Below are 19,775 nucleotides of genomic sequence, written 5' to 3' on the forward strand. Positions count from 1 at the left end.
GCGAGTCGGATCCAGCAGCAATGCGGCCATAATGTGAAGGGGAGAATGCCTGTGGTAGGTTTTTTATGTTAAGTCCAGGATGACCAACATGAAAAAAACCACCCCTACACTGCATGATGCGGTATTCAAACAGTTCCTTACCCACCCAGACACAGCTCGTGACTTTTTGGCGGTGCACTTACCGTCTGCCTTGCTGCAACATTGCGATCTGAACACGTTAAAACTGGAATCCGGTAGTTTTATCGAGAGTGATCTGCGTGCCTATTACTCTGACGTACTCTATTCGTTACGAACTGTGAGGGGGGACGGTTATGTGTACGTTTTGATCGAACATCAAAGTTCGCCCGATAAGCATATGGCATTTCGACTCGTGCGCTATGCCATTGCCGCGATGCATCGCCATCTGGAGACGGGTCATGACCAGCTTCCTTTGGTTATCCCCATGCTGTTTTATCATGGGCAGGTGACGCCTTATCCGTATTCCCTCAGTTGGTTGGAAGAATTTAGTGAGCCTGATTTGGCTAGGCAACTCTATTCAGGTGATTTCCCGTTGGTTGATGTTACCGTCATACCGGACGATGACATCATGCAGCACCGCCGTATGGCCATCCTGGAGCTGTTGCAAAAGCATGTGCGGCAGCGTGATCTGGCTGAGCTGCAGGAACCACTGGTCACGTTATTGCTGGCCGGATACACTACTAAAGATCAACTGATTTCGTTGATGAACTACATGCTGCAGGTGGGTAGCACGACCGAACCGGAGAGGCTGATCCGTGAGTTGGCCAGTCGCGCGCCACGGCACGAGGAGGAATTGATGACTATTGCAGAATATCTTGAGCAAAAAGGTATTGAGAAAGGTATTGAGATAGGTATCGAGAAAGGGATTGAGATAGGGATCGAGCAAGGCCGGGAAGCCGTCCTGAAAATTGCGAGTTCCATGCTGGCTGATGGCTTTGATCGTGCAACAGTAATGAAATTAACCGGCCTTTCAGCCGAGGATTTGGCACAAATCCGCCACTAACATGGGTTAGATGAGAAACTTCTAGGCGGTACCTATTTTATGGGTCAGACGCAGGAGCAGAATTGTGGCACATTCTGTCCCCGGCCTGTACAGGGAGGGCTAGGGTGAGGGCTTGTGCGCTCAAACCCCAATCTTGCGGCCCAACAGGCTACCGGCGCGGGACTGACCATCGGGGCCATACAGCGATTTATTCTGTTTGTTTAAAATCGCCAGCGCCTGCGTATTGTGCTCAATATGATGATTGAGCAGCATGCCGTTATGGTTATTTTGCTCGCGCAGTTGCAGGCTCAGCTGTTGCACTTGCTGCCAACGGGTCGCCAACGGCGGCAGGCTCTCATAAGGTGCTTGGCAGTGTTGTAGCCGTTCCATCTCCAGTCGCTGTTGGTCGAGATAATTGACCGTCGCCAGCAGTTGGCTTTTAGTCTCGGTCACGCGTTGCAGAGCCACGCCAGCCAAGGTTTTCGAGCACAATAAAGCATGCTCCTCCGTCTGCACCGTACCTAATGCCTGCAAGGTTTCCAGCAGCTTATCCAGCAGTTGTGTCAGGTTTTCCATATCAATGACCCACCCTTGGTGTTAACCCCGATCGGCGCTGGACATCCATTCGCTTTGCACGTCTTGTAGCAAAGCGTCGGCTATCTTGCCGGTATCCATCTTCAATTCGCCATTGCGGATCGCCTGCTTGATGGTTTCTACCCGCTCCAGATTGATATCCTGGCTGCCAGGTTGCATCAGGCGCGCCTGTGCATCGCTCAGCTTAACCTGGGTGCCGCTGACCGCAGTTTCCGCCGATACTTTTTTGCGCGCTTGAACTGTGCTGTCTGACTGTGTTTCTCGCGGCTGCACCGTGGGTACGGGCTGCAACCGCTGGGTACGATCGATACTCATATTCAATCTCCATCTATACCACCGCCGCCGAGGCAACGGGGAGTTTAAATCTATGGCCCTGGTGGCCGAATAAATGCGGCTATAACTGTTTTATCGGCAAGCTTTGGCAAAGCTTTATTTTTTTATAATGTTATACGAATTGTGCCATCGTCATTGGCAATGCCGCTAACGATCTGCCCGGAGGCCATGCGTACGCGTGCGCTATCTTCGGCGGCGGCGTTGTTCATCGCCTTACCGACACCGCTGATATTGAATCCGTTGCCCTGAGCCATCACCTGTACCTGCTGCCCGGCCTTAATCACCCAGGCTCGTCGCAACATGACCGGGTTTAGTGGCTGCCCAGGGCTGATATTACGCAGGCTGACGGCACCGATCGCCTTGGCATTATCGGTCAGGGTACGGGCTGGCAGGGTGTCTAATCGGCCGGTTTTCAGCTTGATATCATCTGCGGTGAGTTTGCTGCCCGCACTAATTCCCCGAGCCGCCACCAGATAACGCCCCTCTACCTGTACCTGCGCCTGAATCAAACGTCGCTCCTGGCCGCAACGGGCCGAGATAGTGATATTGCCCCAACGGCGAGCATTCTGCGACAGTGAAAGCTGCGGCAATTCACAGGGGGGCCAGCGGCTTTCGGGGGTGCGCAACAGCACCTTAACCTCGGTCACGTTGCTATTACCGGCATATTGCGCCTGGATGAAGCTTTCGACCTGTTTGGCCAGACCGTCGGCGTGCGCATTCATGCTGAGCAGCAAGCCGACCAACAGCAGGATCCTTTTCATATTTCGCCTCGCAGACGCAGCAACCACAGGGGGACAAGTGTAACCGTTACGCGCACAGGCTAAGCAGACAAATAGCGACGCATTTTACCCTTATTCCCACGATAGGCTGACAAGCAGGGCGTTTATGCTATCGGCTCCAAATTCTAACCTTGCGGAGGGAGCATGCTCGACAAATTGGACGCTGCTCTGCGTTTTGGCCAGGAGGCGCTGAACCTGCGCGCCCAGCGGCAGGAAATCCTGGCGGCCAACATTGCCAACGCAGATACGCCGGGCTATCAGGCTCGTGATATCGATTTTGCCAGCCAACTGAACAAGGTCATGGAGCAGGGGCGCGTCAGTGGCAGCGGTATTGCGCTGAATCTGACCTCGGCGCGCCATATCCCGGCGCAGAATATGCAGCCACAGTCGCTGGATCTCCTGTTCCGCGTGCCGGATCAGCCTTCTATGGATGGCAACACGGTGGATATGGACCGCGAACGCACCAACTTTGCCGATAACAGCCTGAAATATCAAACCGATCTGACGCTGTTGAACGGCCAGATCAAAGGCATGATGTCCGTGCTGCAAGGAGGATAATCCCCATGTCGTTATTGAATATTTTTGATATTTCCGGCTCGGCTCTGTCCGCGCAATCCCAACGTCTGAACGTCAGCGCCAGCAATATGGCCAACGCCGACAGCGTCACTGGCCCGGACGGCCAGCCTTATCGAGCCAAACAGGTGGTGTTCGAAGTTGCGGCGGCACCGGGCCAGTCGACCGGCGGCGTGCGCGTTTCGCAGGTGGTAGACGATCCCTCACCGGAGCGATTGGTGTTCCAGCCGGGCAACCCGCTGGCGGATGCCAAAGGCTATGTACGGATGCCCAACGTCGATGTGGTCGGGGAAATGGTCAACACCATCTCAGCCTCGCGCAGCTATCAGGCCAACGTCGAAGTGTTGAATACCACTAAATCCATGTTGATGAAAACCCTGACGTTGGGTCAGTAACCGGAGCTTCTATCTTATGGCCATTGCTGCCACCACTAATGAATCACTCGACAACAGCATTGCCGGTACCAGCGCCAAAAGCGGTGCGAATGGCAATACCAGCCAGGATCTGAGCAACAGTTTCCTTACGCTGTTGGTGGCCCAGTTGAAAAACCAGGACCCCACCAACCCGATGCAAAACAACGAACTGACCACCCAACTGGCCCAGATCAACACGGTCAGCGGGATTGAGAAGCTCAACACCACGCTGGGATCGATCTCCGGCCAGATCAACGGTAACCAGTCAATCCAGGCCAGTTCGCTGATTGGCCACGGTGTGATGGTGCCGGGCAAGGAGATCCTGGTGGGGAACGATGCTGGCAAGGTTAGCACTACACCGTTTGGCGTCGAGCTGGAACGTACCGCCGATGCGGTGACGGCAACCATCAGCGATGCCACCGGCAAAGTGGTTCGCACCATCGACCTGGGTGGGCTGACCGCCGGTGTGCACTCCTTCTCCTGGGACGGTTCGCTGGAAGATGGCACCAATGCACCCGACGGCTCTTACACCGTGGCGATCAACGCCAAAAACGGCAGTGAGCAGTTGGTGGCACAGCCACTGCGTTTCGCCATGGTTAACGGCGTTACGCGCGGTACGGACGGGGCAAAACTGGATCTGGGTGTGGCGGGGACTTCGACGCTGGATGACGTGCGCCTGATCCTGCCCAAACTGGGTTCGTCAAACTAAGCGCAGTGATTTTCCACGTCGGTAATGGATCACAGCACCGATCCTGAAGACACTTTTTTAAATGACCTATTTCGGAGAGCGACATGGCATTTTCTCAAGCGGTCAGCGGTTTAAACGCGGCTGCAACCAACCTGGATGTGATCGGTAACAATATCGCCAACTCCGCCACCTACGGCTTTAAATCCGGCAGCGTATCCTTTGCCGATATGTTTGCTGGCTCGCAGGTTGGGTTGGGGGTGAAAGTGGCGGGGATCACCCAAAACTTCAATGGTGGTACGACCACCAACACCAACCGGGCAATGGATATCGCCATCAGCCAGAACGGTTTCTTCCGTATGCAAGACGCCGATGGCGGCATCTTCTATACGCGTAATGGCCAGTTCATCATGGATGCTAATCGCAACATCACCAACATGCAGGGGCTGAGCCTGACCGGCTATCCGGCGGCTGGCTCGCCGCCAACCATCCAGCAAGGGGCTGATCCGGTACCGCTGAGCATCCCTGAAGGCATGATGAACGCCAAAGCCAGCACCAACGGCAATATGGTGGCCAACCTGAAATCGACCCATCAGCCGCCAAAGGTAACGCCGTTCGATCCCAACAAGACCGACTCGTTTAACTACGTCAATACCATTACCACCTACGATACCCTGGGCAATGCTCACAACATCAACGCCTACTTTGTTAAAACGGCTGATAACAAGTGGGACGTTTACACCCAGGACGGTAGCGTGGCCGGGGCTCCATCTGCCAAAGCGGGCAGTCTGAACTTTGACAACAGCGGTACGTTGACCGGCACGCTGAATGCGCAGGGCCAGCCAAGCGCCACGCCATTCAACCTGGTCGTGCCGATGTCGGCGAAAGACGGCGCGCTGGCGCAAAGCTTTAACCTGAGCTTTGCCGGTAGCCTGCAACAGAACGTTGCTAGCGACTCTGTCAGCAAGATCTCCCAGGATGGCTATGCCACCGGGGAATACCAAGGTTTCCAGATCAACAAAGACGGCACCGTGGTTGGGGTATACAACAACCAGCAGACCCAATTGCTGGGGCAGATCGTGTTGACCAACTTCTCAAACCCGGAAGGGCTGGCAGCGCAGGGTGACAACGTCTGGAAGGAAACCGGTGCTTCAGGTCAGCCACGTGTGGGCCTGGCGGGCAGCGGTGGTTTCGGTTCGCTGACCAGCGGAGCACTGGAGTCTTCCAACGTCGATCTGAGTCAGGAACTGGTGAACATGATCGTTGCGCAGCGTAACTACCAGTCAAACGCGCAAACCATCAAAACCCAGGATTCAATCCTGCAAACGCTGGTCAGCCTGCGCTAATAGGATTGATTTATGGATCACGCGATTTATACCGCGATGGGGGGGGCCAGGCAGACGCTGGAGCAGCAGTCGGTCACGGCCAACAACCTGGCCAACGCCTCCACGCCGGGGTTCCGCGCACAGCTTTCGGCGCTGCGTGCGGTGCCGGTTGATGGGCCAAGCATGCAGACACGTACGCTGGTGGTAGCGTCGACGCCGGGGGCAGACATGAGCCAGGGGCCGCTGAACTACACCGGGCGGCCACTGGATGTGGCATTGCAGCAGGACGGGTTTCTGGCGGTGCGGCTGCCGGACGGCACCGAAGCCTACAGCCGTAACGGCAGTATCCAGATTTCCTCTACCGGACAGTTGATGGTGCAGGGCGTGCCGCTGATGGGCGATGGCGGGCCGATCGAGGCTCCGCCGCAGGCGGAACTGACGTTAGCGGCGGATGGCACCATCTCGGCGCTGAATCCGGGCGATCCACCCAATACCATTTCCCAGATTGGCCGTCTGAAGCTGGTGAAGGCCGATGCGCGGGAGGTGGTACGTGGGGACGATGGTCTTTTCCATCTGACTGCGGAGGCTCAGCAGCAGCGTGGCAACCAACTACCGAACGATCCCGAGGTGCGGATCATGCCGGGCGTGTTGGAGGGCAGCAACGTCAAACCGCTGGAGACGATGGTGGATATGATCGCCAACGCCCGCCGGTTCGAAATGCAAATGAAGGTTATCCACAGCGTGGATGAAAACGCACAGCGCGCCAACTCATTGCTGTCAATGAGCTGAGTGCAGAGGAATAAATCATGATCCCATCCTTATGGATTGCCAAAACCGGTCTGGATGCGCAGCAGACCAATATGGACGTGATCGCCAACAACCTGGCGAACGTCAGTACCAACGGGTTTAAACGCCAGCGTGCGGTGTTTGAAGATCTGCTGTACCAGACCATGCGCCAGCCCGGTGCGCAGTCTTCCGAGCAGACCACGCTGCCTTCCGGTTTGCAGATTGGTACTGGCGTACGTCCGGTGGCGACCGAGCGTATCCACAGCCAAGGTAACCTGTCGCAGACCAACAACAGCAAAGACGTGGCGATTAAGGGGCAGGGTTTCTTCCAGGTGGTGTTGCCGGATGGCACCCAAGCTTATACCCGCGATGGTTCATTCCAGATCGACCAGAATGGCCAGTTGGTGACCGCCAGTGGTTTTCAGGTGCAACCGGCGATCACCATTCCGGCCAACGCCCTGAGCATTACCGTGGGCCGTGATGGTATCGTCAGCGTGACCCAGCAGGGCCAGACGGCGGCGCAGCAGGTAGGGCAATTGACGTTGACCACCTTTATCAACGATAGCGGCCTGGAAAGCATGGGTGAAAACCTGTATCAGGAAACCGAAAGCTCCGGTGCGCCTAACGAAAGTACCCCTGGTCTCAACGGGGCAGGCCTGTTGTATCAGGGCTATGTTGAAACCTCTAACGTCAACGTGGCGGAAGAGCTGGTCAACATGATCCAGACCCAGCGCGCCTATGAGATCAACAGCAAAGCGGTATCAACGTCCGACCAGATGCTGCAAAAGCTGACGCAACTGTAATCGACGGGCGCAGCTTGCTGCGCCCGTAATCCTTATCCAGAGCAACAAAGGCGATACCCGTGGTAACCACCTTTTTAGCGGCCAGCGTGCCGCAGCAAGGCAAACGCGTCCTGGCCGGGCTGCTGATGCTGACAGTCGGCGGCTGTGCCTATATTCCGCATACCCCTCTGGTTGACGGGGCTACCACGGCTCAGCCCGCTCCGGCAGGCGCTCCGGTGCCGAACGGCTCCATTTTCCAGGCGGCGCAGCCGATGAACTACGGCTATCAGCCACTGTTTGAGGATCGTCGCCCGCGTAATATCGGCGACACCCTGACCATCGTACTGCAAGAAAACGTCAGCGCCAGCAAGAGCTCATCCGCTAACGCCAGCCGCAACGGGGCCAGCAAATTCGGCGTGGCCACCTCACCGCGATACCTCGACGGGCTGCTCGGTAATGCGCGCGCCGACATGGATATCTCCGGTGACAGTACCTTCGGCGGTAAAGGCGGAGCCAACGCCAACAACACCTTTAACGGCACCATTACCGTCACGGTCAATCAGGTATTGGCCAACGGCAACCTGCACGTGGTGGGTGAAAAGCAAATTGCCATCAATCAGGGCACCGAATTCATCCGTTTCTCCGGTGTGGTTAACCCCCGCACCATTAGTGGCAATAACTCGGTCACGTCCACCCAGGTGGCGGATGCGCGCATTGAATACGTCGGCAACGGCTATATCAATGAAGCTCAGACCATGGGGTGGTTACAGCGCTTCTTCTTAAATGTTTCACCGTTCTAAGGATTGACCGATGCTGAAAAAGTTACTTCTCACACTGTCTATGATGCTGGTTTGCCTGCCGGCGACGGCGGAGCGCATCCGCGATCTGGTCACGGTACAGGGCGTACGTGACAACGCGTTGATTGGCTACGGCCTGGTCGTGGGGTTGGATGGCTCTGGCGATCAGACCATGCAAACCCCGTTTACTACCCAGAGCCTGAGCAACATGCTGTCGCAACTGGGGATCACCGTACCGCCAGGCACCAACATGCAGTTGAAAAACGTGGCGGCGGTGATGGTAACCGCCAAGCTGCCGCCGTTCTCCCGTGCGGGGCAGAGCATCGACGTGGTGGTGTCCTCAATGGGGAACGCCAAGAGCCTGCGCGGCGGGACACTGCTGATGACGCCGCTTAAAGGCGTCGATAATCAGGTCTATGCGTTGGCACAGGGTAACGTGCTGGTCGGCGGGGCTGGTGCGTCCTCCGGGGGCAGCAGCGTGCAGGTCAATCAGTTGGCCGGTGGCCGTATCAGCAACGGTGCCTCCATTGAGCGCGAATTGCCCACCACCTTCGGCCAGGATGGCGTAATCAACCTGCAACTGAACGACGATGATTTCACCCTGGCGCAACAGATCAGCGACGCCATCAACCGCCAGCGCGGCGGCGGCACTGCCTCACCGCTCGATTCCCGTACCGTGCAGGTGCTGGTGCCACGCGGCAATAGTTCGCAGGTGCGTTTCCTGGCGGATATTCAGAATATCAGCATTAACGTTGGGGCGATGGATGCCAAGGTGATCATCAACTCTCGTACCGGCTCGGTGGTAATGAACCGCGATGTGGTACTGGATTCCTGTGCGGTGGCACAAGGGAACCTGTCGGTGGTGGTTGATCGGCAAAACACCGTCAGCCAGCCGGATACGCCATTCGGCGGTGGCCAGACCGTGGTGACGCCGAATACCCAGATTTCCGTGCAGCAGCAGGGTGGTTCATTGCAAAAAGTGAACGCCAGCGCCAACCTCAATAACGTAGTACGCGCATTGAATGCGCTGGGGGCGACGCCAATTGACCTGATGTCTATCTTGCAGGCAATGCAGAGCGCCGGTTGTCTGCGTGCCAAATTGGAAATTATCTGATGAGCAGCGATCTGATGGCTATGTCGGGTGCTGCCTATGACACCCAGTCGCTGAACGGCTTGAAGCGCGATGTTGCCGCCGATCCGCAGGGTAACATCAAACAGGTGGCCCAGCAGGTGGAAGGAATGTTCGTGCAGATGATGCTGAAAAGTATGCGAGCAGCGTTGCCGCAGGACGGCGTCTTGAGCAGCGATCAGACGCGGCTGTATACCTCGATGTACGATCAGCAGATCGCCCAACAGATGTCACAGAAAGGTCTGGGGCTGGCGGACATGATGGTCAAACAGCTCTCCGCCGGGAACACTCGTCCAAGCGAAACCGCAGGGACGGTACCCATGGCGCTGGACAATGAGGTGTTGCAGACCTTACCGCGTCAGGCATTGGAGCAGATGGTGCGCCGGGCAGTGCCAAAAATACCTTCGGCGCCTCCCTTGCCGTTGAGCAACGGCAACTTTGTGGCGCAGCTGTCTATTCCGGCACGGGTTGCCAGCCAGCAAAGCGGTATTCCGCACCAGCTGATCATGGCGCAGGCTGCGCTGGAGTCTGGCTGGGGACAGCGTGAGATCCCGGCGGCGGATGGGTCACGCAGTTACAACTTGTTCGGCATCAAGGCCGGCAGCAGTTGGGACGGCCCGGTGACGGAGATCACCACCACCGAGTTTGAGGAAGGAATGGCGAAGAAGATCAAGGCCCGCTTCCGCGTGTATGGCTCTTATATGGAAGCGATCGGTGATTACGTCAAACTGTTGACCAACAACCCGCGCTACGCCAACGTTGCCACTGCCAGCAGCCCCGAGCAGGCGGCATATGCGCTGCAAAAGGCCGGTTATGCGACCGATCCTCTGTATGCCAAAAAGCTGGTCAGCATGATCCAGCAGATGAAAAATGTCGGGGAGCAGGTAACCAAAGCCTATACCCACGATTTGCAGGATCTGTTTTAACCATCGGGCGCTGCATACTGCGCCCATTTTTTTACCTCAAGTTTTCCGTCAGATGGCCGATACCCAAAACAGGCTGGATGGTAACACCCGGCACACTATTTGACCTCTGTGGGCCGCTGGCACCGCAGCATAAGGAACCTCTATGAACAGCTTGATAAATACCGCGATGAGTGGCCTGAATGCGGCGCAGGTTGCACTTAGCACCGTCAGTAATAATATTTCCAACTACAACGTGGCGGGCTATAACCGCCAAACCGCGATCCTGGCGCAAAACGGCGGCCTGGGTACCATGAACGGGTTTATCGGCAACGGTGCCACCGTGACTACGGTTAATCGCGAGTATAACCAGTTCATCATGAACCAGCTGCGCGGGGCGCAAAGCGATGCTTCAGCCCAGGGCAGCTACTTTGAGAAAGTCTCCCAGATCGATAACCTGCTGGCGTCCAAGAGCAACACCTTGGCGTCGGGGATGGAAGATTTCTTCAAAAACCTGCAAAACGTAGTCAGCAATGCTGGGGATGATGCCGCTCGTCAGACCGTGTTAGGCAAGGCTAACGGCCTGGTGAATCAGTTCAACAATGCGGATAAGTATCTGCGTGATATGGATGCGGGCGTCAACCAGCAACTGAGTGACAGCGCCACGCAGATCAATACCTATAGCGAGCAAATCGCCCGCTTGAATAATGAAATCACCCAGATGCGTGCCAGCAGCGGCGGCAGCGAGCCGAATGCTCTGCTGGATCAGCGCGATCAACTGGTGACGGAACTTAACAAGGTCGTCGGGGTTCAGGTCACCCAGCAGGACGGTGACGCCTATACCGTGACCTTCGCCAACGGCTTGACGCTGGTGCAAGGCAACACCTCCTATCAGGTGGCTGCTGTGCCTTCCAGCAAAGATCCGTCCCGCCTGACGCTCGGCTACGATCGCGGCAATGGCACTAACGAAATACCGGAAAGCCAGATTGGCAGCGGCAGCGTCAGCGGCGTGTTGAAATTCCGCAGCGAATCGTTGGACGGCGCGCGTAATCAGTTGGGGCAACTGGCCCTGGCGCTGGCCGATAGCTTTAACCAGCAGCATCGTGAAGGTTTTGATATCAACGGCGAACCGGGGGAGGATTTCTTCAGCTTCTCTGGTGGGCGAACGGTCAACAATACCAATAACACCGGCAATGCTTCGCTTTCGGTCTCCTTTACCGACACCAGCAAGGTCAAGGCCAGTGACTATCGCATGGAGTTTGATGGTACCAACTGGCAGGTTACGCGCCTGTCCGACAACGTCAAAGTACCTGCCACCGCAGGCACCGATGCGGATGGCAAACCGACGCTGAGCTTTGATGGCCTGCAGGTCGGCGTGACGGGCAACGCGAAAAAGAATGACAGCTTCACCGTGAAACCGGTTAGCGATGTGGCCGGTACCTTGAAGGTCGCCATCAGCGACTCGGCCAAGTTTGCTGCCGCAGGGGCAGAGGATGGTGGTAAGGGCGATAATGACAACGTCAAGAAACTGCTCGATCTGCAAACCGCCAAAGTGGTGGACGGCAAAGCAACCTTGAGCGGTGCCTATGCGGGATTGGTGAGCAGCGTAGGTAACCAGACGGCTACCGCCAAGGCCAACAGCACCGCACAGACTAATATTGTGACCCAATTGCAAACCCAACAGCAGTCCATCTCCGGGGTCAACCTGGATGAAGAGTATGGCGAACTGCTGCGTTTCCAACAGTATTACATGGCCAATGCGCAGGTGATCCAGACTGCCAGCTCGTTGTTTGACGCCATACTGAATATTCGTTGATTTTACCGTTAACCACAGCCGGTATGCCGGCTGTGGATGCCCTTATTGAGGAACTCAACCATGCGCATGAGCACCAGCATGATCTACCAACAGAACCTGTCGGGGGTCACCAATAATCAGTCTCTGTGGATGCAGTCCGGGCAGCAGCTTTCCAGCGGCAAGCGCGTGCTTTACCCTTCGGACGATCCGTTAGCGGCGTCACAGGCGGTGATGATCTCGCAGTCGATGTCAGAAAACAGTCAGTACGCGTTGGCGCGGACTTTTGCCCGTCAGAACATCTCGATGGAAGAAACCGTGCTGCGTAGCGCCGCCGACGGTATCAAGGATATGAAAGCGCTGATCGTCAACGCTGGTGACGGCACGCTCAGCGACAATGACCGCGACTCTTTGGCCACCCAGTTGCAGGGGCTGAGAGATCAGCTACTCAGCCAGGCCAACAGCACCGACGGTAACGGCCGTTTTATTTTCGCTGGCTTTGCCAATGACAAAGCACCGTTTGTTGAGCAGGGTGGCAAGGTGGTTTATCAGGGCAGCAACTCGGCCATTGAGCAGAAAGTGGATGCCAACCGCACCATGACCGTGGGTCACACCGGCAGCTCGGTATTTATGTCGTTAACCAGCAATATCAAACCGGAACCGGACGGTAGCCCTTCCGAAGCTAACGTGTTCGAGAGTATCGACACGGCGCTGAATGCGTTGAAAACCCCGCTGCAAGGGGCCGATGAGGCTACCCGTGCGCAGGTGACGGCGGCACTTGATAAGGCAACCCGTGGCCTGGATAACAGCTATAACAACGTGCTGAGCACCAGTGCGGTGCTGGGAACTCAACTGCAAGAGTTGGACGTGCTGGACAGCATCGGCATTGAAAACAATACGGCAAACCAAAATCAGCTGTCTGCGCTGGTTGATGCGGATATGGTAGAGGCGATCTCGTCTTACTACATGCAGCAGGCGGCCTTGCAGGCCTCTTACAAGACCTTCAGTGATATGCAGGGCATGTCGCTATTCCAGATGAACCGATAGGAGATCTGCCGTCTCTTCGGCAGAATGGTTTTCAGCGTGTCGAGGAAAGGTGAGGAGTGGCAACACTGCTCACCGATTTTCTGAAGCAGAGGCGATTGCTGGGTACAGCGTACTTTAAATCGGTTTTTTTCCCATGTTTCATGCCCAAGGTTCTGTGAACCTTTCACATTGCAGTTGCCGGTTTATCCACTGTGGATCCTGCAACGGTGACAGATGCCCGCCGTCATATGTGACGACCCTGACAGCCAAGTTTCGGGCGAAGTGCAACTGCAAATCTGGCGACGTTAAGCCATCACGCAGGGTGATAACGTAACTGACCGGGCAGCGCAATCGTGTGATTCCCGCAGGCGGAGTGTCGAGCAGGAGTTGCACCGGTTCAGATTGCGCCAGCGGGGCAGACTGGCCCAGAGAACGGATGAACTGCAGGGGGTTTTCCAGGCGGATCTTACCGCAGCCCATATCAAGGCGGCAGATGTCGAGTAACCGGCGCTGCTGATGACATTGGCAACCGAGTCATACCGAGAGCACCACCGGGCAGAGTCATCAGCCCTTCGCCGTAGGGGCCACGGTGGTGTAATTGTTCCAATGCCCGGCGAAAGCGCGTCATATCGAATCCGGGCCCGATGTCGCCTAAGATGCCACACATTATGCGTTATGCGCTCCTCCCGGCGAGCAGCGCCGTGAGCGCCCCGCGGTCGTGTTTGCCCGCGCCGTTTAGGGGGAGTTTTTGTTGCAGGCAGACCACCGAGCGTGGCGCCCGAAGCGTTCCCAGGTGCTGGCTCAACCACCGCATCAATGTCGCTTCCTGTAATGCTTCTCCCTGAATGACGGCGATATAGTCTTCACCGTAAAGTTCGCAGGCTACCTTCAGGCAGCAGGCATCAACCACATCATCACGGGTGTTGAGCAGTTGTTCGCATTCGTTGAGATGAAACAGGTTACCGCCTTTATTGATGGTATTGTCTGCCCGGCCTAATACATGGAAACCGCCCCGTTCATCGAAAAAGGCGATGTCTTGCGTATCCAACCAGCCATCCTGCATCACTTGTGCGGTCAGCGTTGGTTGGTTGACGTAGCCGGAAAACAGGCTCGGAGTCCGTACCCATAGCCGGCCACGTTCGCCCGGCGTGTGAATTTCCTGCCCTTGCTCATCGGTCAGGCGTAGCGACAGGCCAGCGGCGCGAAATGGTGCTGAAACGCGTCTTGCAAACCGGCATCTAGCCGGGCAGAACCAGCCACGCACAACAGGCGGGAAAGCGGCAGGCGTTCTGACGGAGGAAGCCCTTCTTTCACCATAAAATTGACGATAGGTGGAACCATATACAGAAAAGTGATGGATAACTCATTAACGAGATGCCAAAAGTATGTACTGTCCGCCCAGCAATGCAGGGGCAGTAAGACCACGCTGCCACCGTAAAGTAGAGGGAAAAGGAAATTTATCCCCAAAATACCCAGCCCACTGACGCGGTAAAAACAGCCAGCACGGGTGTGTTCTCCGGTACCTAGGCAGCGCTGACCAATACTGTATGCGTTGATCATTGCCTGTTGGCTTAGGACGATGCCTTTGGGTTTGCCGGTTGTCCCGGAAGTGAAAATGATCATCTTGCTGGCGCTGGCGGCCTGGTCGTCAAAGGCAACATCGCTGCGGGCCGATAAATCAGGCACGAACTGCAATGGGGCGAATTCATCATCAATCGAATTGGCGCTGACCAACACCTGTAACGCCATTTCCTTAATGATGGCGCGCCTGGCCGCAATGCCCCATTCGGGATCGATCAGGATCAGTGCTTTCCTGGCACGTATCACGCCGTAAATCAGACATAAGCAGGTGTAGCTGTTGTCCAGCAGAACGCCGATGCCGCTCCCTGGCAACGCGGCGAATTGCCAGGCCAACGCATCAACCCTGGCGTTAGTCTCTCCCCAGGTGTAATCCGTCGTAGATAGTGGGTCGCGCATCGGTCAGCAAGGTACGCTGCGCGAATGTCTGTGCGAGCCGGCGCAGGGTACTGTCCAGCGTGGTCGGTAAGTATTCCATCCACCTCTCCTAACGGTTGACTGCGGTAAACGCATGAATATCGAAGTTGACAGCGACTGCAGGCGCTTGGTCGATATCCATAACGGCGGACATAAACTGACGGGCGTAAGCTTCTCCCCCTTCCTGCTCGATATAGCGGGTTACATAGCTGGTGGATAAAAAGAACAGCGCCACTTCTTCCGGCGTCAGGAAGATGATGTTGGCAAACACTTCCCGGCGGGCGTCCCGCAGGTGTGGGCAATCACGCATCAGCTCAAGCGTGTCGTCATATTGGGTCAACCGGGGATCGCGGTAGCGTGACCAGCGGGTGACCAGTTCCTGCTCGATATAGTCACGTAACGGGCCGTAGGTAATGGGAAAATCGTATTTGTAGGCGCAGAACAGGCCACCGGGTTTAAGCCAGTGTTGCATCTTCATCAGGATTGCCCGGCGATCCATCCAGTAAAATGAGGTTGCGCTGGTAATCAGATCGAAAGGACGCGACGGTGAGAACGCTTCTGCAGGTGACACGCTGAATGTGATATCGGGATAGTTGTGGCGCGCTTTGTCGATCAGGGCATCGCCGATGTCGCAGCCTTCCACATGATCGAACCGCCCCCGCAGACGGATGGTTGATACGCCATTGCCACAGCCGATATCCAAGGCGGCTTGCGTCGCGGGCGCACGGTCGGCAAGCGACGTGTACAGTGTGTCCGGATAAGAGATTTTCCCCCTGACGACATCATAAGCCTGGGCATTTTTATTAAATTGTTTCATTGCGTTATCTCCAGCAGGCTATCGTGGTAATCACCTTTGTGAACGAAATTGATGTAGGTGCCGCATCCGCGGATAAAGCGGTAAGAGTGAGCGACGCCCGCGGGAATAAAGACACTTGAGGGGCTGTGCAATCGTCGGATTTCGCCGCCGAGATCGACTTCGACCTCCAGCCCGGCGTAATCCTGACCGTCGCCGAGAAACAGAAATACGGAATCGCAGTTATGGATGTGGCTATCCACGTGACCGGTTTCGGCCGAATCATCTGCCCCGGCCATGGAAAATTGCCGAGCGATAAAGTAGTACAGCGATCCATCCACCAAGCGTTTATCCAGCATAACGAAGCGTTTGCCGGGGCCGTGGCGGTGGTATTTTAGCTCGGTAGCGGATTTTTCAAACGGCGTCAGGAAGAGTTCCTGTTGTTGCAGGGGGGTAAAGCGCTCCAGGGAGACCCGGTTATTAATGCGCTCTGGATCGAAAATGCTGTAGGCCGCGGAATCCTGCTGCATTGCCAGCTGGTGCAAGCGGGCGACATGCACAAAGGCGTTTTTACCGACCACGGGTTGCATAGGCGAGACCGGGATCCGGCTGTAGGCCTCCGTCAGCTCGGAGACGGCCAGAATATTGGTAATGTTGAAGCGGCTCTGCTCAAAGCGTGTCGCGAGGAGCGTGATGAGCTGGAAGGTGTCCGTGATGCCGGCACGCTCACCGATACCGTTACAACTGGTGGAATGCCAGTTCACCCCGGCTTGAATGACGTTCAGCGTGTTGGCCAGGGCCAGGCCGCGGTCATTGTGTACGTGATACTCAAACTCTACGTCAGGAAACTCGTGGCGTAATAGCGATAGCACGTCAAAAGTTTCGTTCGGCAGCAGTATGCCGACGATGGCTTTGGGTTCCCCAGTGCTGCCCGATGAAAAATTGACATAAGCGGCATGACTGGCGGGGGTATCTGCAAAGCACAACGAAGTGGGGCGAGTGTCGACGTTGAAATGCAGCAGAGGAATATCTTTCGGAATATTGCCCGGCAGAATGTCTGAGCCACTCAGGATCAGGCGACAATCTAGACGCTTAAGTTGTTGTTCGAGCCAGCTTACGGGTTGTTTCGCATCGACATAAACATAGTGATTGCCTGATAGGACAATGGCGACAAGCGCCACAATGGTCGCTATACCAAGTTGCCCGGTAACGCCAATGCATATGCTTTGCTCTGATGGCGCTACAGGAAACTGCTGGGCAAGATTCTGCGCTGCGGCATAAAGCTGCCCATAGTTTACATATTCTGTACTGTTAATTGCAGCCTGATTGTCAGCTAACGTTTCCAGTAGCTTTAATGGGTTATAATTTATTGATTTAATTTGATTTACCAAGTGGTTATACAAACGCCAATACAAAACCTATACTTTTGTCTAGTTCTTGATGTTAAGAAATAATGATGTTTTACGCCATTTCTAAATTGTAAAAATTTTTACTAAAAATGGTTTTCTTTGTTAATTTTTGTGTGCTTTTTTGGCGTTTGGCTGTCATTGAATGCCGTGCAGGCAGTAACGGGAAAAGTGAACCGGAGAAAGAAATGTTTACTACCGAGCGGGTGGCATCCGTGGGAGGATTTATCACGGCATGTGTGAGTGGAAGAGTACAGGGGACTGTGGGGGTTACTTGGTGCCGAGTGACGTATTTAGCTGCACGTCTCCCGCAGTTTCCACCTGGCATAAGTCTGACGCCACTACCGGCAAGATTGCGGGGAGCGGTTAGCGGGCGGAAAGCGGATTTTCAGGCCGGGCGTTTGGCCGCTAGACAGGCGTTATGCGTTGCGGGGGCTGGGGGCTTGGCTGTTGGGGCAACGGAAGAGGGGGTTCCGCTGTGGCCTGATGGATGGCGAGGCTCAATCACGCATACGGGGGAGCGGGCAATTGCCGTGACGGCGCGCGAAGCACATACTCGTTTGGTGGGGGTTGACTGCGAGCATTATGTTCCCGGCATTGGTGAAGAAATCGCCGGTAGTATACTTTCGGATAAAGAGCAGCGCTTCCTGGCATTGTCGGATGTCCCTTTATCCTTGGCAGTGATGATCGTGTTCAGTGCTAAAGAGAGTTTGTACAAAGCTCTGTGGCCGATAGTACGCCGGTTTTTTGATTTTTCCGCTGCCGAAGTTTGTGCTCTTGACAGTAAAGAAGGTGGCTTTGCGTTACGGTTGACGGAGGATTTATCTGCATCCTGGCCATCTGGTTCAGTGATCAATGGTCGGTTTGTATTTGTTGATGGGTATATTACGACGCTGATACTGTAATGTCCGTTAAACCCAATCCTTAACAGGGGATATATTCGTCACGATGGGCGCGGGCGAAACATACAGCACTCCTATAACGTTTTTTCTGGGGCGGATATTTGCAGGGTAGGGCACGATGCACTATAACATGGATATAGTGCATTGTGCCGTTTTTACACGGCTCGATTTAACGTCGGGAAACGCCAAGATATTCAGGCTGGATAAGTGATCTTACTATTTTTAACGCTATGCATTAAAAACAGGTTATTTTTTCTTTTTTGATACGGTCCAGATTTTACCGCAGGCGGACGGTGTAATCTGAATGCGGTTGGTGGCCCAATGCGCCATGCCCAAGGCTCTGCGTGCTTTCCTGTTGGTTTTCGTCTTCATTCCATGCTCCTGGCCGTATTGAGGTAATTAAGTTGAGATAAATAAAATATCGTTGCCTGAAAACTCGGTTATTTTATTTTCTTGGTTATCCGTTTTTTAATAAACCACCAACCAGGTTAATGGCTTTGGCTCGTGTTTTTATACGATGTGGGGTTTATTTTATGAGGCTATTCTAAAGGGGGTATTTTATTATTCAAGTCCGGGAGGATAATCGCCGCTAAATCTGGTTAATTTCGCTTTTTCAACTTTTTATCTCGGAAAATATCTTTCCCTGCTAGTTTGTTTCGCGAGTAACCTCGAGGTTAAGGAGACATACCGCCGATCACCGCCGCCAGCCGATCGAAAAACTCACCGAACAGGTGCTCGCAGAAGGGGGCCAGCATCGGCATCATCATGCCAAGGGTCAGCATGCCGATGGTTAATGTCACCGGGAAACCGATCACAAACACCGAGAGCTGTGGGGTAACGCGGTTGAGCAGGCCAAGCGCCAGGTTCAGCGTCAGCAGCAGGCAGATCAGCGGCAGAGCCAGCATCATACCGTTAATGAAGATCAGCGTTCCTGCCTGGGTTAGCGCCAGGAAACCGTTGCCGTTCAGTGGCCGTGCCTGGATCGGCAGGGTGTGGAAACTGTCTGCCAACAGGGAGATCAGCCACAGATGACCATCAAAGCTGAGGAACAATAGCATCGCCAGCAGGTTCAGCAGGCGCGCCAACAGCGGCGTATTGGGGCCGCCGGAGGGATCGAAGAAGGTGGCAAAGGACAGCCCCATCTGCATGCCGATCACCTCACCCGCCAGGCGCACTGCTGCAAAGGCAAACTGCATGGTCAAACCGATCGCTACGCCGATCAGGATCTGCTGCACGGCAAGCCACAGGCCGGTGACAGAAAACAGCGGGATATTGCTGGTGGGCAGCGTGGGGGCGATCAGCAATACGATCAGACCTCCCAGACCAATTTTCACCCGCTTGGAGATCTGTTTTTCGCTGAACAGCGGGGCAGTGCTAATCAGCGCCAGGACGCGCAGCAGCGGCCAGAAGAACTGGCTGAGCCAGACGGTGAGCTGGGCGCTGTCAAAGGTCAGCATGGTTAGCCGATCAGGTTCGGCAGGTTGCTGAACAGCATGCGCATATAGTCCAGCAGCAGGTTGAGCATCCACGGCCCGGCAACGATCAGGGTGGCGACCACGGAGAGAATTTTGGGAATGAATGACAGCGTCATTTCGTTAATCTGCGTGGCGGCCTGTAACAGGCTGACGATCAGCCCGCTGAACAGTGCGGCCAGCAGCAGCGGGGCGGCCAGCGCCAGCGCCACTTTCATCGCTTCCGTACCCAGCGCCATTACCGATTCAGGTGTCATCTCTTTTCTCCAATATGGGTGATGGGCTACACCG

At 55.3% G+C, this 19,775-nt stretch carries 24 protein-coding genes and 1 pseudogene; 14 read left to right on the forward strand and 11 right to left on the reverse strand.

Annotated features, from left to right (window positions below; translation table 11 throughout):
• The first annotated feature begins 79 nt into the window (after positions 1-79).
• Positions 80-1,021 (forward strand): Rpn family recombination-promoting nuclease/putative transposase, encoded by a 942-nt coding sequence (locus KAJ71_RS03985; RefSeq protein WP_248944478.1) that lies wholly within the window; start codon positions 80-82, stop codon positions 1,019-1,021.
• 120 nt (positions 1,022-1,141) lie between these two features.
• Here the strand turns inward: KAJ71_RS03985 and KAJ71_RS03990 are convergent, their stop codons facing one another.
• From KAJ71_RS03990 to flgA, 3 genes are all read right to left on the reverse strand, one after another.
• Positions 1,142-1,576, reverse strand: coding sequence for a flagellar protein FlgN (locus KAJ71_RS03990; RefSeq protein ID WP_248944479.1), 435 nt, complete (start codon positions 1,574-1,576; stop codon positions 1,142-1,144).
• A 21-nt stretch (positions 1,577-1,597) separates the two neighbouring features.
• Positions 1,598-1,909, reverse strand: a complete 312-nt coding sequence (flgM, locus tag KAJ71_RS03995) for a flagellar biosynthesis anti-sigma factor FlgM (RefSeq protein ID WP_248944480.1) — start codon at positions 1,907-1,909, stop codon at positions 1,598-1,600.
• Positions 1,910-2,031: 122 nt separating this feature from the next.
• A complete protein-coding gene (gene flgA / locus KAJ71_RS04000) occupies positions 2,032-2,688 on the reverse strand; it encodes a flagellar basal body P-ring formation chaperone FlgA (protein ID WP_248944481.1) in 657 nt (218 codons plus the stop codon).
• Between the two features lie 162 nt (positions 2,689-2,850).
• Between flgA and flgB the strand changes: the two genes are divergently transcribed.
• The 11 genes from flgB (at position 2,851) to flgL (ending at position 12,937) form a co-directional block, all read left to right on the forward strand.
• The gene (flgB, locus tag KAJ71_RS04005; RefSeq protein WP_248944482.1) at positions 2,851-3,264 is read left to right on the forward strand and encodes a flagellar basal body rod protein FlgB; all 414 of its coding nucleotides are present in this window, start codon (positions 2,851-2,853) and stop codon (positions 3,262-3,264) included.
• 5 nt (positions 3,265-3,269) lie between these two features.
• Positions 3,270-3,674, forward strand: coding sequence for a flagellar basal body rod protein FlgC (gene flgC / locus KAJ71_RS04010; protein ID WP_248944483.1), 405 nt, complete (start codon positions 3,270-3,272; stop codon positions 3,672-3,674).
• A 16-nt stretch (positions 3,675-3,690) separates the two neighbouring features.
• A complete protein-coding gene (flgD, locus tag KAJ71_RS04015) occupies positions 3,691-4,401 on the forward strand; it encodes a flagellar hook assembly protein FlgD (protein WP_248944484.1) in 711 nt (236 codons plus the stop codon).
• 83 nt (positions 4,402-4,484) lie between these two features.
• Complete coding sequence (flgE, locus tag KAJ71_RS04020; RefSeq protein ID WP_248944485.1) at positions 4,485-5,723, forward strand: flagellar hook protein FlgE; 1,239 nt, start codon at positions 4,485-4,487, stop codon at positions 5,721-5,723.
• A gap of 12 nt (positions 5,724-5,735) precedes the next feature.
• Positions 5,736-6,491 carry a flagellar basal-body rod protein FlgF gene (gene flgF, locus KAJ71_RS04025; RefSeq protein ID WP_248944486.1) on the forward strand — a complete coding sequence of 252 codons (756 nt, stop codon included), beginning with the start codon at positions 5,736-5,738 and terminating at the stop codon, positions 6,489-6,491.
• 17 nt (positions 6,492-6,508) lie between these two features.
• Positions 6,509-7,291: a flagellar basal-body rod protein FlgG gene (gene flgG, locus KAJ71_RS04030; RefSeq protein ID WP_021180943.1), complete on the forward strand. Its 783-nt coding sequence runs from the start codon at positions 6,509-6,511 to the stop codon at positions 7,289-7,291.
• Between the two features lie 125 nt (positions 7,292-7,416).
• Positions 7,417-8,070, forward strand: a complete 654-nt coding sequence (locus tag KAJ71_RS04035) for a flagellar basal body L-ring protein FlgH (protein WP_248944543.1) — start codon at positions 7,417-7,419, stop codon at positions 8,068-8,070.
• A gap of 10 nt (positions 8,071-8,080) precedes the next feature.
• The gene (locus tag KAJ71_RS04040; RefSeq protein WP_248944487.1) at positions 8,081-9,181 is read left to right on the forward strand and encodes a flagellar basal body P-ring protein FlgI; all 1,101 of its coding nucleotides are present in this window, start codon (positions 8,081-8,083) and stop codon (positions 9,179-9,181) included.
• Positions 9,181-10,122: a flagellar assembly peptidoglycan hydrolase FlgJ gene (gene flgJ / locus KAJ71_RS04045; RefSeq protein ID WP_248944488.1), complete on the forward strand. Its 942-nt coding sequence runs from the start codon at positions 9,181-9,183 to the stop codon at positions 10,120-10,122. The genes KAJ71_RS04040 and flgJ overlap by 1 nt, the downstream gene beginning before the upstream one ends.
• A 142-nt stretch (positions 10,123-10,264) precedes the next feature.
• The gene (gene flgK, locus KAJ71_RS04050; RefSeq protein WP_248944489.1) at positions 10,265-11,914 is read left to right on the forward strand and encodes a flagellar hook-associated protein FlgK; all 1,650 of its coding nucleotides are present in this window, start codon (positions 10,265-10,267) and stop codon (positions 11,912-11,914) included.
• A 60-nt stretch (positions 11,915-11,974) separates the two neighbouring features.
• Entirely contained in the window at positions 11,975-12,937 is a 963-nt protein-coding gene (flgL, locus tag KAJ71_RS04055) for a flagellar hook-associated protein FlgL (RefSeq protein WP_248944490.1), read from the forward strand.
• A gap of 460 nt (positions 12,938-13,397) precedes the next feature.
• On the opposite strand, the gene KAJ71_RS04060 is transcribed toward flgL, so the two are convergent.
• The 5 genes from KAJ71_RS04060 to KAJ71_RS04080 all read right to left on the reverse strand — a co-directional run bounded on the left by KAJ71_RS04060 (position 13,398) and on the right by KAJ71_RS04080 (position 17,119).
• Positions 13,398-13,544: a hypothetical protein gene (locus KAJ71_RS04060; protein ID WP_248944491.1), complete on the reverse strand. Its 147-nt coding sequence runs from the start codon at positions 13,542-13,544 to the stop codon at positions 13,398-13,400.
• A gap of 45 nt (positions 13,545-13,589) precedes the next feature.
• Entirely contained in the window at positions 13,590-14,180 is a 591-nt protein-coding gene (locus KAJ71_RS04065; RefSeq protein WP_248944492.1) for an ANL family adenylate-forming protein, read from the reverse strand.
• On the reverse strand, positions 14,093-14,893 hold the full coding sequence (locus KAJ71_RS04070) for an AMP-binding protein (protein WP_248944493.1): 801 nt from the start codon (positions 14,891-14,893) through the stop codon (positions 14,093-14,095). The genes KAJ71_RS04065 and KAJ71_RS04070 overlap by 88 nt, the downstream gene beginning before the upstream one ends.
• A gap of 88 nt (positions 14,894-14,981) precedes the next feature.
• Positions 14,982-15,728 (reverse strand): class I SAM-dependent methyltransferase, encoded by a 747-nt coding sequence (locus KAJ71_RS04075; protein WP_248944494.1) that lies wholly within the window; start codon positions 15,726-15,728, stop codon positions 14,982-14,984.
• The gene (locus tag KAJ71_RS04080) at positions 15,725-17,119 is read right to left on the reverse strand and encodes a hydroxymethylglutaryl-CoA lyase-like TIM-barrel protein (protein WP_248944495.1); all 1,395 of its coding nucleotides are present in this window, start codon (positions 17,117-17,119) and stop codon (positions 15,725-15,727) included. The genes KAJ71_RS04075 and KAJ71_RS04080 overlap by 4 nt, the downstream gene beginning before the upstream one ends.
• A gap of 179 nt (positions 17,120-17,298) precedes the next feature.
• On the opposite strand from KAJ71_RS04080, the pseudogene KAJ71_RS23590 reads away from it, so the two are divergent.
• Both KAJ71_RS23590 and KAJ71_RS23500 read left to right on the forward strand, forming a co-directional pair.
• A pseudogene (locus tag KAJ71_RS23590) lies at positions 17,299-17,640 on the forward strand (4'-phosphopantetheinyl transferase family protein); the annotation flags it as partial.
• A gap of 3 nt (positions 17,641-17,643) precedes the next feature.
• Positions 17,644-18,015: a 4'-phosphopantetheinyl transferase family protein gene (locus tag KAJ71_RS23500; RefSeq protein WP_248944496.1), complete on the forward strand. Its 372-nt coding sequence runs from the start codon at positions 17,644-17,646 to the stop codon at positions 18,013-18,015.
• A 243-nt stretch (positions 18,016-18,258) separates the two neighbouring features.
• On the opposite strand, the gene sra is transcribed toward KAJ71_RS23500, so the two are convergent.
• From sra to fliQ, 3 genes are all read right to left on the reverse strand, one after another.
• A complete protein-coding gene (gene sra, locus KAJ71_RS04090; RefSeq protein WP_248944497.1) occupies positions 18,259-18,384 on the reverse strand; it encodes a stationary-phase-induced ribosome-associated protein in 126 nt (41 codons plus the stop codon).
• Between the two features lie 302 nt (positions 18,385-18,686).
• Entirely contained in the window at positions 18,687-19,469 is a 783-nt protein-coding gene (gene fliR / locus KAJ71_RS04095) for a flagellar biosynthetic protein FliR (protein WP_248944498.1), read from the reverse strand.
• A 2-nt stretch (positions 19,470-19,471) separates the two neighbouring features.
• Positions 19,472-19,741, reverse strand: a complete 270-nt coding sequence (fliQ, locus tag KAJ71_RS04100; RefSeq protein WP_021180950.1) for a flagellar biosynthesis protein FliQ — start codon at positions 19,739-19,741, stop codon at positions 19,472-19,474.
• Positions 19,742-19,775: the final 34 nt, after the last annotated feature.

It is taken from the genome of Serratia silvae (assembly GCF_023282985.1).
In the GTDB taxonomy this organism is placed as follows: domain Bacteria; phylum Pseudomonadota; class Gammaproteobacteria; order Enterobacterales; family Enterobacteriaceae; genus Chania; species Chania silvae.

Coding starts and splice junctions, on each gene's coding strand:
- KAJ71_RS04060 (WP_248944491.1), bottom strand. CDS start 13,544: ATGACGCGCTTTCGCCGGGCATTGGAACAATTACACCACCGTGGCCCC.
- fliQ (WP_021180950.1), bottom strand. CDS start 19,741: ATGACACCTGAATCGGTAATGGCGCTGGGTACGGAAGCGATGAAAGTG.
- flgE (WP_248944485.1), top strand. CDS start 4,485: ATGGCATTTTCTCAAGCGGTCAGCGGTTTAAACGCGGCTGCAACCAAC.
- KAJ71_RS04075 (WP_248944494.1), bottom strand. CDS start 15,728: ATGAAACAATTTAATAAAAATGCCCAGGCTTATGATGTCGTCAGGGGG.
- KAJ71_RS04070 (WP_248944493.1), bottom strand. CDS start 14,893: ATGCGCGACCCACTATCTACGACGGATTACACCTGGGGAGAGACTAAC.
- flgG (WP_021180943.1), top strand. CDS start 6,509: ATGATCCCATCCTTATGGATTGCCAAAACCGGTCTGGATGCGCAGCAG.
- flgF (WP_248944486.1), top strand. CDS start 5,736: ATGGATCACGCGATTTATACCGCGATGGGGGGGGCCAGGCAGACGCTG.
- KAJ71_RS03990 (WP_248944479.1), bottom strand. CDS start 1,576: ATGGAAAACCTGACACAACTGCTGGATAAGCTGCTGGAAACCTTGCAG.
- flgJ (WP_248944488.1), top strand. CDS start 9,181: ATGAGCAGCGATCTGATGGCTATGTCGGGTGCTGCCTATGACACCCAG.
- KAJ71_RS04040 (WP_248944487.1), top strand. CDS start 8,081: ATGCTGAAAAAGTTACTTCTCACACTGTCTATGATGCTGGTTTGCCTG.
- flgA (WP_248944481.1), bottom strand. CDS start 2,688: ATGAAAAGGATCCTGCTGTTGGTCGGCTTGCTGCTCAGCATGAATGCG.
- flgB (WP_248944482.1), top strand. CDS start 2,851: ATGCTCGACAAATTGGACGCTGCTCTGCGTTTTGGCCAGGAGGCGCTG.
- flgD (WP_248944484.1), top strand. CDS start 3,691: ATGGCCATTGCTGCCACCACTAATGAATCACTCGACAACAGCATTGCC.
- flgL (WP_248944490.1), top strand. CDS start 11,975: ATGCGCATGAGCACCAGCATGATCTACCAACAGAACCTGTCGGGGGTC.
- flgC (WP_248944483.1), top strand. CDS start 3,270: ATGTCGTTATTGAATATTTTTGATATTTCCGGCTCGGCTCTGTCCGCG.
- flgM (WP_248944480.1), bottom strand. CDS start 1,909: ATGAGTATCGATCGTACCCAGCGGTTGCAGCCCGTACCCACGGTGCAG.
- KAJ71_RS03985 (WP_248944478.1), top strand. CDS start 80: ATGACCAACATGAAAAAAACCACCCCTACACTGCATGATGCGGTATTC.
- sra (WP_248944497.1), bottom strand. CDS start 18,384: ATGAAGACGAAAACCAACAGGAAAGCACGCAGAGCCTTGGGCATGGCG.
- fliR (WP_248944498.1), bottom strand. CDS start 19,469: ATGCTGACCTTTGACAGCGCCCAGCTCACCGTCTGGCTCAGCCAGTTC.
- KAJ71_RS04035 (WP_248944543.1), top strand. CDS start 7,417: ATGCTGACAGTCGGCGGCTGTGCCTATATTCCGCATACCCCTCTGGTT.
- flgK (WP_248944489.1), top strand. CDS start 10,265: ATGAACAGCTTGATAAATACCGCGATGAGTGGCCTGAATGCGGCGCAG.